The sequence below is a fragment of the Nonomuraea sp. NPDC047529 genome, assembly GCF_040642995.1.
In the GTDB taxonomy this organism is placed as follows: Bacteria; Actinomycetota; Actinomycetes; order Streptosporangiales; family Streptosporangiaceae; genus Nonomuraea.
On the sequence record NZ_JBEYTJ010000001.1, the window covers coordinates 1 to 14,152 of the forward strand.

Sequence of the window (14,152 nt, forward strand, 5' to 3'; positions counted from 1 at the left end):
CCCCGTCCAGCGGCCACATGTCATCGACCACCGGGACCGACGCCGAGGCCGCGTCCAGCGCCTCAGCCCGCGCCGAACCCGTGGAAGCAAGCCTGTCGCCGCCACGCGTACTCTGCACCCGCGGCGCCGCATCCGGCCCCGAGGCACCCTTGACGGGCTTCAGATCAAGCTTGGACGCCTTGGCCGCCTTCGGCTCTTCCGCCCTCGTCGTCCCGGCAGGCACCAGCGAGGGTAAGGAATGCGTGGCTCCCGGCAGCTGCTGCGGAATGTCGAGCGATCCTTGCGCGGCGGCCGCCGTCTCGCCGCCGGCCGCCGCCAGGGCAGGGGCAGGTGTCAAGGAAAGCTGCACCAGGCCTGGAAGCACCAGCGTCACGACCATTGTGGCAACGCCGGCGAGCAGCCGAGGTGAACGAGCCCATGACGAATTCCGGCGCATACGCCGTCACACTCCGAACCAACGAGGGGCGGCCCTGCGGACGCCGGCCGTCGCTCCACCCCACCGGGCAGGGGGCGACTGTCGCCTTGGCCCGTGCGGCTCGGAGCCTGATGCAAAATCAGGCAGAGCGTAACTTTTGGACGATCACGGCATCAAGATCTATTTGAGCTACCCAAGAGGCACGGAATGCGACCTTCCGGATAGAAATTACCAAAGATGACACAAGGGGCAGCGATGAACGCGCATGATCGTGGCGGCTCAACGATAGGACGGTCGGTTGCCACGTAGTTGCTCGCTGAGCAGTGCCACCGATCTGGTCGTCGCCGGTGGTGGCGGCGCGGCCACCGGGCCATCCAGGTCGTATAGGCCGTCCAGGAAGGCGATCTCATCGAGGCGTCCCACCATGCCCCGCCCCCGCCACCGAAGTAGTCGAAGATGTCGCGTCGAGATCACCGCTGTGATCTTCGTCTGATGGTCATGCATCGACGCAGAGGAAGACTGCGCCATGCCCTCAGGATGAGCCCTCCGATCGGTCCATGCCACCAGTTCAAGCCTTGCGGCGATCCAGACCATCGCTGCATCTCTAGACGGGCGAAGAAGCCGCCCCCAAACGACGATTTTCGGGACGGCCCTTCCCAGTCGCAGTGGCGGGCGCTGCCCTAGACGTGATCCTGGTCCAAGCAGGGCCTCATCATGGGCAACCAGTTCTCGCGAACCGACGGTCATCGGGATGTTCCTTGATGTCCGCTGCCCTCCTGGCGAGGCCCGGATGACACAGGCGGTGTCCTGGCATCGGGAGGGAGCACAAACGAAAAACGGCGCTGCGGGACAGTACTCCGCCCTTGAGAATCCCGATCTCGACCGGTCGGTTGAACCGCAGAATTCGCGAAAACCGATGATGAAGGCACAACTCCAGGTCAGGCCCAGTACGACGAAGTTGCTGATGCCTTCTCAATCCGCCCAGCAGAACACCGCAGAATCTCGCAAAATAGTTATTCCACAGGTGACGCGGACGCGCATGGCTCGGATTCGACAGCCGCACAACGTTGCCGACGGCTCACGAGATACCAAGCTGCACTTGTGTCAGAGGACGCCAGTCCCAAACCGTCTCGGGCCCGTCCTGGTTCACGATGTGGATGTTGTTGATGGTGATGTGGCGCTCGGGAAGCTGTTTGCCGAGCGCTGCGATGATGGGGGCTGCTGGGCCATCAGCGCTGCTGTAGGCAACCGTGACGTGCGGTATCCATGCTGCATGAGCAAGGGCGCCATCACGGCCGGTGGCCGCCCGTGTGGCGAACTTGGCTGCTTCCAACAGGGGCCTAAGACGGTCCGCCGGCCGCGCCTCCAGGAGCACCGCCTCCGGGTGGTAGAGCACACGCCCCAGCGAGACAGTGATGGGCGCGATCCGGGAGAGTTGAGTCGTGGCCTCCTCAGCCATCACGTTCACCTGATGATCAGTGATCTCGTGTGAGTAGCCGACGACCAACGTGGTGAGGTGGATGAACTTCTGCGGCACCAGATCGAGGCCGGGCAGGCCGGCCAGGCGGTCGTGAGCCTCTTGGACGATGGCCCGTGCTTCAGGATCCTCTCCCAGGAGGACGTGCCAGTAGAGCTGGCCCTGGCCGGGCGGCAGCATGAGCGCTCGTCGCTTCTCCCAGCGGTTCACCATCCGCGTCGGCAACGGGCTCACGCATCCTCCTCGACAGGGGCGGGCAGAGCCCGAGCGGAGTTGAACGTCTTGATCTGCTCGCGCAGCGTGGTCACCATATCCGAGCCGCGGAACCGAGGGGCGGCCAATCGAGCATCCATCCGCACCAGGTAGTTGGTGATCGTGGACAGCCGGTGTTCGGGCGGCAGGGACAGAGCCGGCGTCACCTGTTCGGCGGCGGCGTCCAGGTCCTCCATCATCACGTACGCAATTCCGGCACCGAAGCGCACTTGTGCCCAGGTGCCGGCCACCCAGGGAGCGCCGTTGGCCCATGCGTCGTCGGCCGCCGCTGCCGCCTGCAGTGCTGCGGCATGGTCGCTGGCTTGGAGTGCCACCGACAGGGCGTACAGTGCCCGCCTGGGTGCTGGGCACGACCAGGGCGTCACGCCGGAGTCGCCGCCCACGGAACCGGCCGCCTCGTCCGCTCGGTGAAGGGCTTCTCGGGCTCGGTCGAAGTCGCCGAGCAGGCTTGCGGCGTTCGCTTCCTGGCTGGCCAGGAGCACCCGCAGGGGCGTGGGCGGGCTGCATTCGTAGCCGCGTCTGGCCGCGTCGGCAGAGACGGCGTACCGGCATCGCCACCGCTCGGTCTTGGCCTGGGCGCTCAATGCGGCCGCCTCGCTCGCGCCGGCCTCTTGAGCGGACAGGAGGGCGGCCCTGCCGTGGACGATGGCCGATTCGTCGTCGTACAGGTCGCCCAGCAGGATGCAGGCGTGGGCGAGGAGTTCGGCGTCGATCCGGAACAGCTCGCGCGTCTGGTGGAGCCGCTGCTTGCCAGCCCGCAGGAGCGCTAGCACTCGCCGGTGCAGGCGCAGTACATCGGCGAGCAGTGGCGCGGGTGCGGTCTGGGTGTGGCGCTGCGTCAGGTGGTAGCGGGTCTCGTCAATCATGGCGATGGTGCTGTTGCCGACGTTGGTCTGCTCGATCCAGGCTGTGTGCTCGATCAGGTCACCACTCGTCGGCAGCGTCCCCACCAGCTCGCCGTCATGGTCGAAGAGAACGGCCTCGTCCATGCCGAACACGCGGCAGTACAGCAGGGGGTAAGGGTCCTTCGGACGACTGTTGCCAGCTTCGTGGTCTTTGATCCTGCGGACCACCGACTCGAACTCGGGCAAGGCGATCTCCTCGCCCGCCGCCTGGAACAGGTGCCTGGCCAGTTGCTTCTGTGACCAGCCACGCTGACGTCGCTCATCGCGTATGCGTTCGGCCCACCGGGGAGTTCTGGGCTGTTCCAGCATGCCGTCGCACCTCACCACCGAGTTGGGGGACACGGTCGCCGCCCCCAGTGTCCCCCAATCACATCTGTCTACGCGTCGTTACTCAGCGTTGTGATGGATTCGTGTACTGGGACACGAATCACCTAGACGCCGACACCAAAGCCGGGCTGGACGAGCTGCTGAGGGCCACTGCCCAAAGCGTTCGCCAGGCCTCCGCACTGGCGGCGCTCATACAGGACTTGCGGGACCGCCAGCTCTCCGTACTGCGCGGCACCTATCCGGCCTGGGACATCACCCTGGAGCTCGACTTCACGGAAAGGCTGTGGTGGACCGCCGTGCCGAACCGGTCTCTGACCGTCGAGCTGGTGGCGGAGGGGGTCATGCGCATCGTCCGGTGCGAGGACGCGATCGCGCTCGCGGCGGCTTTGGCCTGGCAGTCGACTCTGATCGGCAACGTCGAGAACGCTGCAGGACCTCCGCACATCCATCCGGCTCGCCGACTGCAGGGGCGGCCGGCATGACGTCGACGCTTGAGCAGGCATGTGAGCTTGATCTGCGCGGTGCGTTCAGGCGCTTCTACGTCTGGTGCGACGTCGCGGGTCTATGGCATGCGAGGCCGCTGCCCAAGCTGACGGCCGGCGAAGTCGCAAGGTGTACCGGTACGTGAGGCAGTACGGCGCAGGGGAACCGGAGCATGACCCAGCCTCCTGGCGAGCCCGTACCTGAGTGGGAGCCGTACCTGCGCCCTCCGAGGGACCGCATCCGGATCACGGAGACCTCATGCTGCGGTGCCCTTGAGTGGGCCTGCCAGGGAGGGCAGTTCCTGATCCTCCGGCGCACCTCTACAGGCCAGTACGAGGAGACGGCCAGGGGACTGTACCGGCATGCGCGGTCCGTCTGGGAGGCGCTGCTCATCCTTCACGAGGACGAGCACAAGCGGAAGGTTCCTCCAAGGTGCCCTGCCGGCCGGTGCCATGCTGCCCTCCGAATCCACCCTCGCCAGCACGTACGGCGTGGCGAGAGGGACCGTACGTCAGGCACTCCCCGCCGAGCAGGTGGTCGTGAGGATCGCGCGCAGCGTCGAGGTGCTGGACGACGTACACAAGGAAGTAGCCGTCTCGGCCTGGCTGAACGACTCCGGGATACCGGCGGCGAGAACGACGGCGCACGACCAACCGCTCATCGTCAGAGGTCATCCGGTAACGCTCTGGTACCTCATCCCCGACAGCGGCTCGCCCGCGACCCTCGACGACCTGGCCGGCGTCCTGCACGAGCTCCACGGCCTGGCCGTCCCCGCCGACCTGGAGCTGCCGGCGATGGACATCCTCAGCCGCGTCTCCGAACGCATCAACGCGGCGTCCGTCCTCACCGACGAGGATCGAGACTTCCTGCTGACACGCCGACGCGAACTGCAAAGCGCGTACGACGAGCTGGCCTTCCCTCTCACGCTGTGCGCGGTCCATGGGGACGCGCACAACGAGAATCTCATCAGAACCGTCGACGGAAGGGTCCTGCTCATCGACTTCGAGCGCTTCGCGTTCGGCCCACCGGAGACGGATCTCGCTGTCACCGCCATCGAGCACACGGTCGGCTGGGGAACGCGCACCGAATATGACCAGTTCGCGGAGCGGTACGGATTCGATGTTCTGGCCTGGGAGGGCTACCCGGTGCTCAGAGACATCAATGAGCTGAAAATGACGACGTGGCTCATGCAGAACGTCGACGAAGACGCGGCCATAGCCCGGGAGTTCCGCAATCGCATGAACTCGCTGCGGAATCCCGACGCACCTCGCCGCTGGCGTGCTTTCTAAGGTCGATGTCCTGGGCCGGGAGATGACCACCCCACAGGAGCGCAGTACGGGTGCCACTTACTCGACAATCAAGGTCGATGTCCGGGGCTCACGTGCCATATCCGACATGTTGTGACGGCTGTCAGTCGCAGGGATGCAAGGCCCCCTTCCAGCAGCCTCAGCTCTCGTCGCTCAAGATCACCGATAGGGTGCGCCAGAAGCAAAAGGAGCCCCTGACGTGTCACCCTCAGCCCCGTTAGCCTGGTTGGCGGCCCTCGCCGCTGCGGCCTACCCCACCTGGGACACCTGGAAGACCAGGTTCGACTGGTCCTCCCTGTTCACGGCCGCCGGCGTGCCCGAGGAGTACCTCGCGCAGGTGCACTTCGAGGGCTTCACCGAGGGCGTTCTGAGCTGCGTACGTCCGTACGACGCGGTAGACCACTCGCCGTTCCTGCCACTGCGCGACGACCTCGCCACCCTCACCGAACTCGCGACGACCTGGGCCGTGCCCCTGCTGGTCGTGCTGGTCGCCCTGATGCGGCGGCATTCGGCGACGGCAGGACCGCGTACCGCCTGGGCGCTGCTGCTGATCGCGCTCGCCCGGCCGCTCTCGGCCGACTACCAGGGGGACAACATCTGCTCGGGCTCCCTGCCCATGTTCACCCCGGACTGGTTCGAGGCCCTGTCCGGCGGCTGGGGACTCTGGGAATTGTGCCTGCTGGCGGCTGCCCTGCTGGTGCTGCTCGCATCGGACTTCCCGGTGCCGCCGATCTCTGGGCGGCGCGCGCTGACGACCGTCATGGACGCCCTGGTGGTGTACGGGCTGGTGGGCCTCGCCCCTCTCCTCACCGGGGACGAATCCCTGCGCGCCGGCCTGCTGCACCAACTCCAGTTCGACGACCTCCGCGATGCCCCTGCTCGGCTGCTGGTGCTCGTGCTGCCGCTCGGTTACCTCCTGTGGAGATACGGCCGGCCACCTCGCCACGGGTACGACAGCTAACCCGGTGACCATGAACGTTCACCGGGTGGACAACGCACCGGCTTGACCGCGCTCACGTTGATCCACGCGGTTGCCGATCTCGTTGTTGTATGGTCTGACGTCGGCAAATATCGCGGGGAGGGCAAGGCCGTGGAGCGCGAAACACTGGTCGGTTACCTGGACTCGCAGCGCAAGCACGTCCTGGGCATCCTGGACGGCCTTGGCGAGGAGCAACTACGCCAGGTGGTGCTGCCGTCCGGTTGGTCGCCCCGCGACCTGGTGCACCATTTGACCTGGTCCGAGGCGCTTTGGTTTCGCGGCGCGATGACCGCCGATCGCCAGGTCATCGACACGCTCGTGGTCGGCGAGTTCGGTTGGAAGGTCCCCGAGGAGTTCTCCGGTGCGGACGTGCTCGCGCGGTATCGACGGACGATCGAGCAGTCGAACATGGTCATCGGGGCGACGGCGATCGATGCCGTGCCGGCCTGGTGGCCGACGAAGATGTTCGGTTCGGGGTCATGGCGGCTGGGGTCTTTGCGCGAAGTGCTGATGCACGTGATCGTCGACACTGCGACGCACGCCGGACAGCTCGACGCGGTCCGGGAGCTGATCGACGGACGGCAGTGGCTGGTCAACGACGACTGACCGGCCGCAGGTCACTGAACCCGGTGAACGTTAGCGGTCACCGCACTAATCGCTCTCCGACGAATACTTTCGAGCAACGACGGCGTTGAACTCCGCCACCAAGCCATCGTCCGCGTACGCGTTCAGGTCTGCTTGCAGGTCTCGGATGTACCGGAGATAGCGCTCCGACTTGAGCGGCCCGGCGAGGTCGATGGCCTCCAGCGCGACGGCCGCGGCCTGCGACGGGTCGCCCATGTGCACGCAGCTCGCCGCCTGGACCAGCCGGTCGAAGGCGAGGGTCCGCACGTACATCGGGTTGCAGAGCCCGACCGCCTGGCCGACGAACTCCATCGCCCGAAACGGCTTGCGAAGGTCGCGGTAACAAGCCCCTGAGCCGCCGCGACCGGCGGAAGTGCCGGGTACCGAGCAACTACGCTTCGACGCCGGAGGATGTCGTCTGGTGCTGCCAGTTCATCGTGACCGCCTCGCTCAGGCTGTCCGCCGCCGAAGCCCAGCTCCATGACCCTTACCAGGGCACACAGACCTGGAAGAGAATCGCCACGCGCCCCTCGCCCGGCGCTGAACTCGTTGGGACGAAGAGTGAGTACGCCGCTGCCCCGCGCCGCCACAGACCTCACGCTGAGCGAGGCGACGCCCGCAGGCACATCCAAGGCTGCGGCCCGCCAGCCATGATCGCTAGGGAACGTATAGGGAACGATCAACCGTAGAGCGCCGGTGTCAGCCGTGGATGGCGGGACACAAAGCGAGAGGCCCGTCACCGCGTTTCCGCTGGTGACGGGCCTCTTCCCGCTGGTGTGGCAGGTGCAAGGTTCGAACTTGCGTAGGCTGAGCCGACGGTTTTACAGACCGCTCCCTTTGGCCACTCGGGCAACCTGCCGTGCCATCCGCTCTCGCGGCGACAGACAGAAGAATAGCGGACTTCCGAGGTGTACGTGACACCAGTTTGTCCCTAGCCGGATCGTGGTCATCGGCTGCGCCGGAACAGCAGGCGTCCCATCCCGCGCGCGTGCTGGTCGAAGCCTGCCGCGTCGTTGGTTCTGGGGAAGGGTTCGTTCGGGACGGGTACGTCCAGGAAGTCGCAGAGCGGCTGCCAGCCCTGGGCCACTTCGAACACCAGCAGCCGGTCCGGGGGGATGGTGGCTTTGACCTCTTCCACGTGTTCTTTGAAGATTTTCAGGGCGAGTTCGGTGTCGGGGATGCCGCCGCCGAAGACGCGTTCGCTCACGACCAGCCGGGTCATCCGGATGAATGCCGCGAAGTCCGTGTCGAGGAGGCTGGAGATCGTGCCCATCGTCCGGCCCGACCAGGTGCGGGCGCGGGCGGACCGTTTGAAGATGGTGGCGTTCATGCTGGCCAGCCAGCGTTCGGGGTCGCGGACGGTGAGGATGACCTTGGCGTCCTTGTAATGGTGGGCGAGTTCGCGCCAGTACGCGGCGGCCGGCCAGTCGACGCAGGAGTCGTAGCCGGACATGAGGGTGTCCCAGGTGACGGGGCGGCCCTCGGCGAGGTCCAGCCAGCGGCGGATGTGGACGGGATTCTGGAGCACTTCCGTCATGTGATGACATGGGCCGAAGCCCAGACGTTCCAACGCGGTCTTCGTGGACAGCGTTCCTGTACGGCCGAAGCCGGCTCCAATGACTCGCATGATCCCTACCAATACGATCGGAAACTGCGAAATGTGGGCCCACAGGCATGATCCGCCGCCGAGGGCCCGACAGCAAGCCGTGTCCGGGGAACGTGGACTGCACGGCGCGCCGATGCTGGCTAGGCTCGTTCGCTGGGTCCGCGCATTTGGCGTACGGCGGAGCGGTTTCGCGTACGGCGGAGAGGCGGGATCCCGAATAACGCTTTCACAGCCGAGAGGATGGGTGTTTTGGCCGATTCATCTTTCGACATCGTCAGCAAGATCGACCGCCAGGAGGTCGACAACGCGCTGAACCAGACGGTCAAGGAGATCGGACACCGCTTCGACTTCAAGGGCACCGGGGCGAGCATCAGCTGGTCCGGGCAGGACAACATCGAGATCAAGGCGAACAGCGAGGAGCGCGCGAATGCCGCACTCGACGTGTTCAAGGAGAAGGTGGTCAAGCGCGGGCTCTCGCTGAAGATTCTCGAGGCGGGCGAGCCCAGGCTGTCGGGCAAGGAATACCGCATGCTGGTCACCCTCAAGGAGGGCATCGACCAGGAGAATGCCAAGAAGATCTCCAAGCTGATCCGCGACGAGGGTCCCAAGGGGATCAAGGCGCAGATCCAGGGCGAGGAGCTGCGGGTCAGCTCGAAGAAGAAGGACGATCTGCAGGACGTCATTTCTCTGCTCAAGGGCAAGGATCTGGACATCGCTCTGCAATTCGTGAACTACCGCTAACGGGCCGGCATCCGGGGCACATGGTGGCGTACGCGCCTTCTTGTGCCTCGGGCCTGCGTTCTCGTCGGACGGGCGGGTCCGGCATCGTAAGCTCGACAACCGTGACGAAGATCCCCCTGCGCCGCTTCACGGCACGCGTCCTGCCCCTCGACGCAGAAGACCGGGTGCTGCTGCTGCACGGCTTTGATCCGCAACGGCCGGACGAGCCGTTCTGGTTCACCATCGGCGGCGCGACCGAGGCCGGGGAGGAGCTTCAGCAGGCCGCCGCGCGCGAACTGTACGAAGAGGTCGGGATGCGGCGGGAGGCGGAGGAGTTCGCCGGTCCGTACGGGACGAGCACGATCGAGTTCTTCTGGAGCGAGTACGCGATCACGCAGGACCAGACCTTCTTCGCGATCCGGGTGCACGACGCTGCCGTCTCCTTCGATCACATGGAGCAGATCGAGAAGGAGACGACCACCGGGCATCGGTGGTGGAGCGCGGAGGAACTGGAGAACACCGGGGAGACCTTCTTCCCCGAGGACCTGCCGGCCATCCTGAGGAAGGTCACTGCGGCCGGCGAGCTCGGGTAACAGCCGAGCGGTGAGACCCGCCGAGCCGTACGCGAGCCCTTGCGGCCTTCCGAGACAGGGCCGGAAGGCCCTGATCGATTGCGGTACGGCCGGTGGAGAGCAGATGGCGAAGCTCTGACAGGAAAGCCGGATTCGGGGCTCTCGGTCGATTTCAGCAGCCCTGGCGCAGTCGCGACGGATTCGCCTCCTCAGCCTCACCCGATCAGGAACGCCCTCGGTCCATCTGATCGGGAAAGTCAGCGGCGGTAGCCGGCCATGCGCTCCAGCCTTGCCACCCGCTCCGACGTGGGCGGATGGGTCGAGAAGAGGCGGCCGAAGCCGGATCCGCTGAACGGGTTCGCGATCATCATGTGCGAAGCCGAGGTCAGGCGGCTGTTCTCGGGGAGCGGCAACCTGCGCGCACCCATCTCGATCTTGCGAAGCGCCGAGGCCAGGGCCAGCGGGTCACCCGTGAGCCTCGCGCCCGATTCGTCGGCCTGGAACTCTCTCGTCCGCGAGATCGCCATCTGGACCATCCCGGCCGCCACCGGCCCGAGGATCATCATCAGCAGGGCGCCCACGAAGCCGGGGCCCTCGTCGTCGTCGGAACCGCCGAAGAAGACGGCGACGTAGCTCAGCCACGTGATCATCGTGGCCAGCGCGCCTGCCACGGACGAGACAAGGATGTCCCGGTTGTACACGTGCGACAGCTCGTGCCCGATCACGCCGCGCAACTCGGACTCGTCGAGCAGCTGGGTCAGGCCGTACGTGACGCACACGGCGGCCTTACGTGGGCTGCGTCCGGTGGCGAACGCGTTGGGCTGGACCGTCGGGGAGATGTACAGGCGCGGCATCGGCTGGCGGGCCTCGGTGGAGAGCTCGCGGACGATCCGGTAGAGCGTGGGGTGCTCGACCTCGCTGACCGGCCTGGCCCGCATGGCCGACAGCGCGATGCGGTCGGAGAAGAAGTAGGCGACGCCGTTGCTCAGCAGGGCCAGCACCAGCGCGATCTGCAGGCCGGTGCCACCGCCGAGCCACGCGCCCACCACGATGATGAACGCCGACAGACCTCCCAGGAGGATGGCGGTACGCAGACCGTTGTGGTGCAAGGTCTCCCCCCTTCGTGGTCCGGGTTTCACCTCGTCCAACGACGATGACCCGGGTTATCGTTCCCCGGCGTGCTCAGCTGCGGGCGGAGCGCGACTTACCCCCTGTTCCGGGGGAAGCAGGGCGGGTTGCGGCCCGGCTGCCCCGCAATGCGAACAGCCGGTGGACCCGCCCACGGTCAGCTCGTGGCCGATAACGAGGTCAGGTCGAGGACGAGCTGGGGAGCGACCGAGAAGAGGATCGCCACGGCCAGGGCCAGGCCGACGGCGAGCCACGCCGCCGGGGACGGGCTACGGAGGCGCCTCTCTCCTGAAGGGGTGAAGAGGCGGGACGCCCATACGGCGTAGTAGTAGAGGCCGATCACGGTGTTGACGGCCATGACCAGCGCGAGCCAGCCCAGGCCGCCCTCGACGATCGTCCGGAACACGAAGACCTTGGCGAAGAGGCCGGCCAGCCCCGGCGGCAGCCCTGCCAGGCAGACCAGGCAGAACGCGAGCGCGATCCCAGCGGCCGGGCTGCGCAGGACCAGGCCGCGGTAGTCGTCGAGCTCGTTGCGTGGGGAAGTTCTGGAGACGAGCAGGACGACGGCGAAGGCCCCGAGGTTCATGGCCGCGTAGATGACCAGGTACGCGACGGACGTGCCGGTCGCGGCCTGGGACGTGGCCGCCGTGGCGGCGATCGCCAGCGGGGCCAGGACGTAGCCGGACTGCGCGACCGAGGACCAGGCCAGCATGCGGACGGCCGAACGCTGGCGCATGGCGAGCAGGTTGCCCACGGTCATGGTCAGCGCCGAGATGACCGCGATCACCGGCCCCCAGGTGGACGACTGCCCGGCCAGGGCGGTGACCAGGATCAGGATGAGCCCCGCGAACCCGGCCGCCTTGGAGATGACCGAGAGCAGGGCCGCCACCGGGATGGGCGCGCCCTGGTAGACGTCCGCCGCCCAGGAGTGGAACGGCACTGCGGCGATCTTGAACGCGAACCCGGCCGCCACGAGGACGACGCCCACCGTGACGACCGCGGGCAGCCCGTGGGCCGTCTCCAACGCCGTGGAGTACGTGCCCGCCGCCGCTCCCGGCGCCGGGGCCCGGCCGCTCAGGACGGCCGCCAGACGGGAGAGGTAGACCGTCCCGGAGATGCCATAGAGGAGGGAGACGCCGAACAGCATGATGGCCGTGGACACGACCGACACGACGAAGAGCTTGACCGCGGCCTCGGAGGCGCGGCCGTCGTAACGTTTGAGCGCGGTGAGGGCGAACACCGGGAGCGAGACCAGTTCGAGCGCCACCACGAGCATGACCAGGTCGCGGGAGGCGGGCAGGGTCACCGCGCCGACGAGGGTGCCGAGCAGCAGGAAGTACCACTCGCCGGCCGGGATGCCGCCGCCGGCCAGCTCCGCCATCGACATCAGCACGACCACCAGGGCCGCGACGAGCACCAGCCCCGCGAACGCCGTCGTGAACCGGTCGGCGACGAACGAGCACAATGAGCCCGCCTCGCCGGCCGCGAGCTCCGGCGGGACGCAGAACGTGGCCCGGGACGTACCGCTCACGGCCTGCGCGATCACGAACCCGAGGGCCGCGGTCACCCCCGCCAGCGTCACCAGCCCGAGTGCGGTCCGTGTGCGCGCCGACGACGGCAGGAACGCGTCGAGCAGCAGCACGAGCCCGGCCACCACCGCCAGCGCCAGCGGCGGCGCGATCACGAAGTAGTCGATCTGCTGAGTCATGACAGGGCTCCCAGCAGCGTCTGCACGGCCGGCGTGGTGAGTGAGAGCAGGAGGCCGGGCCAGAGCCCGAAGAGCAGGATCAGGACCACCAGCGGGGTCCACGCCGCCAGCTCGTAGGACCGGATGTCATCGATGCCCTGCTGGACGTTCTCGGCTTCGAGCGTCGTGGTCGGCTGCCCCGCGAGCGACTCGTCCGAGCCGAGGGGCGCCACCGGACGTTCGTCGGGCGTCTCGCCGGCCGGCTGCCGCGCATGCCCCGACGGGCGGCCGTGGGTGACGCGGGACAGCATGAGCACGAAGTACGCGGCCGTCAGGACCGCCCCCAAGCCACCGATCACCATGTACGTCAGGAAGAGCGGACGCGGCAGGCCGCTCGCCGGCTGGAACGCCCCGAACAGCGCCAGCATCTCCCCCCAGAACCCGGCCAGACCGGGCAGCCCGAGCGAGGCGATCGCGGCGAAGGTGAGCACCGCTCCCAGGCGCGGCATCGTGGCCAGCAGGCCGCCGCCGAGGCTCGGCATGTCGGCCGTGTGGTAGCGGTCCTTGATCGCGCCGGCCAGGAAGAACAGCAGGCCGGTGATCAGGCCGTGGGCGACGTTGGCGAACAGGGCGCCGTTGACGCCGACCGGGGTCAGGGTGGCGAAGCCGAGCAGGACGAAGCCCATGTGCCCCACGGACGAGTAGGCGATCATGCGTTTGAGGTCACGCTGCGCCAGACAGGCCAGAGCGCCGTAGATGACGCCGACCACGGCGAACGCCCCCAGCCAGGGCGCAACCGCGATCGCCCCCTCGGGGAGGACGGGGATGGCGATCCTGGCGAAACCGTACGTGCCCATCTTCAGCAGCACGCCGGCCAGCAGCACCGAGCCGACGGTCGGGGCCTCGGTGTGGGCGTCGGGCAGCCAGGTGTGCAGGGGCCACATCGGCGTCTTGACGGCCAGGCCCACACCGATCGCCACGAACGCCAGGATCTGCACGGACCTGGACATCCCCGCGCCGTGGGACGCGGCCAGTTCGGCCAGGTCGAGCGTGCCGGTCTGGGCCCGGACGAGCAGCAGGCCGAGGAGCATCACGACCGAGCCGAGCAGCGTGTAGAGGATGAACTTGATCGACGCCGCCCGGCGCCCTGCCCCGCCCCAGATGCCGATCAGGAAGTACATCGGGATCAGCACGATCTCGAAGAAGACGAAGAAGAGCAGCAGGTCGAGGGCGAGGAACGTGCCGATCATGCCGACTTCGAGCACCAACAGCGTGAACACGAGCGCCCGCGGCCTGTTTCCCAGGAAGCGGCTCGGCGTGCGGGCCCGCCCCCAGGAGAGGTAGCCGAAACAGAGGAACGTCAGCAGCGCGGTCAGGACGATCAGCGGCAGCGAGATGCCGTCGACGCCCAGGTGGAAGCGGAGCCCCAGGCCGGGGATCCACGGCTGGTCGACCGTGAACTGCAGGCGCGTCGGACGTCCGTGATCGAACGTGGCCGTCATGACCAGGGCCAGCGCCAGCGTGATGCCCGAGAGGATCAGGCCGTACGTGCGCAGGGCCGGGCGGAGCGCGCCGGGGGCGAGGAGGAGCAGGAGCGCGCCGAGCAGCGGCACGGCGAGCAGTGCGACCGGCAGCCAGCCCGTCATGAG

The 14,152-nt window shown here is 67.3% G+C and carries 15 protein-coding genes, 1 tRNA gene and 1 pseudogene; 7 read left to right on the forward strand and 10 right to left on the reverse strand.

Annotated features, from left to right (window positions below; translation table 11 throughout):
- The 4 genes from ABZ815_RS00005 to ABZ815_RS00020 form a co-directional block, all read right to left on the reverse strand.
- The coding region (locus ABZ815_RS00005; RefSeq protein WP_357692213.1) for a hypothetical protein at window positions 1-379 on the reverse strand (379 nt) is incomplete at its 3' end.
- 315 nt (window positions 380-694) lie between these two features.
- Window positions 695-1,009 (reverse strand): hypothetical protein, encoded by a 315-nt coding sequence (locus tag ABZ815_RS00010; RefSeq protein WP_357692215.1) that lies wholly within the window; start codon window positions 1,007-1,009, stop codon window positions 695-697.
- A gap of 484 nt (window positions 1,010-1,493) precedes the next feature.
- Window positions 1,494-2,126, reverse strand: coding sequence for a 2'-5' RNA ligase family protein (locus tag ABZ815_RS00015; RefSeq protein ID WP_357692217.1), 633 nt, complete (start codon window positions 2,124-2,126; stop codon window positions 1,494-1,496).
- Window positions 2,123-3,379, reverse strand: a complete 1,257-nt coding sequence (locus tag ABZ815_RS00020; protein WP_357692219.1) for a hypothetical protein — start codon at window positions 3,377-3,379, stop codon at window positions 2,123-2,125. Before ABZ815_RS00020 ends, ABZ815_RS00015 begins: the two co-directional genes overlap by 4 nt.
- Before the next feature lie 101 nt (window positions 3,380-3,480).
- Here ABZ815_RS00020 and ABZ815_RS00025 point away from each other — a divergent pair, with 101 nt between their 5' ends.
- From ABZ815_RS00025 to ABZ815_RS00045, 5 genes and pseudogenes are all read left to right on the forward strand, one after another.
- Complete coding sequence (locus ABZ815_RS00025; protein WP_357692221.1) at window positions 3,481-3,879, forward strand: hypothetical protein; 399 nt, start codon at window positions 3,481-3,483, stop codon at window positions 3,877-3,879.
- A 363-nt stretch (window positions 3,880-4,242) separates the two neighbouring features.
- A pseudogene (locus ABZ815_RS00030) lies at window positions 4,243-4,389 on the forward strand (hypothetical protein); the annotation flags it as partial.
- A gap of 30 nt (window positions 4,390-4,419) precedes the next feature.
- Entirely contained in the window at window positions 4,420-5,169 is a 750-nt protein-coding gene (locus ABZ815_RS00035) for an aminoglycoside phosphotransferase family protein (protein WP_357693522.1), read from the forward strand.
- Window positions 5,170-5,386: 217 nt separating this feature from the next.
- On the forward strand, window positions 5,387-6,148 hold the full coding sequence (locus tag ABZ815_RS00040; protein ID WP_357692223.1) for a hypothetical protein: 762 nt from the start codon (window positions 5,387-5,389) through the stop codon (window positions 6,146-6,148).
- A 42-nt stretch (window positions 6,149-6,190) separates the two neighbouring features.
- Entirely contained in the window at window positions 6,191-6,772 is a 582-nt protein-coding gene (locus tag ABZ815_RS00045) for a DinB family protein (protein ID WP_237104576.1), read from the forward strand.
- Window positions 6,773-6,817: 45 nt separating this feature from the next.
- On the opposite strand, the gene ABZ815_RS00050 is transcribed toward ABZ815_RS00045, so the two are convergent.
- The 3 genes from ABZ815_RS00050 to ABZ815_RS00060 form a co-directional block, all read right to left on the reverse strand.
- Complete coding sequence (locus ABZ815_RS00050; RefSeq protein ID WP_357692225.1) at window positions 6,818-7,102, reverse strand: hypothetical protein; 285 nt, start codon at window positions 7,100-7,102, stop codon at window positions 6,818-6,820.
- Window positions 7,103-7,567: 465 nt separating this feature from the next.
- Window positions 7,568-7,649: transfer RNA gene (locus tag ABZ815_RS00055), tRNA-Tyr, on the reverse strand.
- An 87-nt stretch (window positions 7,650-7,736) separates the two neighbouring features.
- Window positions 7,737-8,417 (reverse strand): sulfotransferase family protein, encoded by a 681-nt coding sequence (locus tag ABZ815_RS00060; RefSeq protein ID WP_357692227.1) that lies wholly within the window; start codon window positions 8,415-8,417, stop codon window positions 7,737-7,739.
- A 219-nt stretch (window positions 8,418-8,636) separates the two neighbouring features.
- Between ABZ815_RS00060 and ABZ815_RS00065 the strand changes: the two genes are divergently transcribed.
- Both ABZ815_RS00065 and ABZ815_RS00070 read left to right on the forward strand, forming a co-directional pair.
- Window positions 8,637-9,137: a YajQ family cyclic di-GMP-binding protein gene (locus ABZ815_RS00065; RefSeq protein ID WP_357692229.1), complete on the forward strand. Its 501-nt coding sequence runs from the start codon at window positions 8,637-8,639 to the stop codon at window positions 9,135-9,137.
- A gap of 101 nt (window positions 9,138-9,238) precedes the next feature.
- Complete coding sequence (locus tag ABZ815_RS00070; RefSeq protein ID WP_357692231.1) at window positions 9,239-9,709, forward strand: NUDIX domain-containing protein; 471 nt, start codon at window positions 9,239-9,241, stop codon at window positions 9,707-9,709.
- A 236-nt stretch (window positions 9,710-9,945) separates the two neighbouring features.
- On the opposite strand, the gene htpX is transcribed toward ABZ815_RS00070, so the two are convergent.
- From htpX to ABZ815_RS00085, 3 genes are all read right to left on the reverse strand, one after another.
- Window positions 9,946-10,797, reverse strand: a complete 852-nt coding sequence (htpX, locus tag ABZ815_RS00075) for a zinc metalloprotease HtpX (protein ID WP_357692233.1) — start codon at window positions 10,795-10,797, stop codon at window positions 9,946-9,948.
- 176 nt (window positions 10,798-10,973) lie between these two features.
- Window positions 10,974-12,524, reverse strand: coding sequence for an NADH-quinone oxidoreductase subunit N (locus ABZ815_RS00080; protein WP_357692235.1), 1,551 nt, complete (start codon window positions 12,522-12,524; stop codon window positions 10,974-10,976).
- Window positions 12,521-14,149, reverse strand: coding sequence for an NADH-quinone oxidoreductase subunit M (locus ABZ815_RS00085; protein ID WP_357692237.1), 1,629 nt, complete (start codon window positions 14,147-14,149; stop codon window positions 12,521-12,523). The genes ABZ815_RS00080 and ABZ815_RS00085 overlap by 4 nt, the downstream gene beginning before the upstream one ends.
- Window positions 14,150-14,152: the final 3 nt, after the last annotated feature.

Coding starts and splice junctions, on each gene's coding strand:
- ABZ815_RS00065 (WP_357692229.1), top strand. CDS start 8,637: ATGGGTGTTTTGGCCGATTCATCTTTCGACATCGTCAGCAAGATCGAC.
- ABZ815_RS00010 (WP_357692215.1), bottom strand. CDS start 1,009: ATGGTCTGGATCGCCGCAAGGCTTGAACTGGTGGCATGGACCGATCGG.
- ABZ815_RS00060 (WP_357692227.1), bottom strand. CDS start 8,417: ATGCGAGTCATTGGAGCCGGCTTCGGCCGTACAGGAACGCTGTCCACG.
- ABZ815_RS00020 (WP_357692219.1), bottom strand. CDS start 3,379: ATGCTGGAACAGCCCAGAACTCCCCGGTGGGCCGAACGCATACGCGAT.
- ABZ815_RS00050 (WP_357692225.1), bottom strand. CDS start 7,102: ATGGAGTTCGTCGGCCAGGCGGTCGGGCTCTGCAACCCGATGTACGTG.
- ABZ815_RS00080 (WP_357692235.1), bottom strand. CDS start 12,524: ATGACTCAGCAGATCGACTACTTCGTGATCGCGCCGCCGCTGGCGCTG.
- ABZ815_RS00085 (WP_357692237.1), bottom strand. CDS start 14,149: ATGACGGGCTGGCTGCCGGTCGCACTGCTCGCCGTGCCGCTGCTCGGC.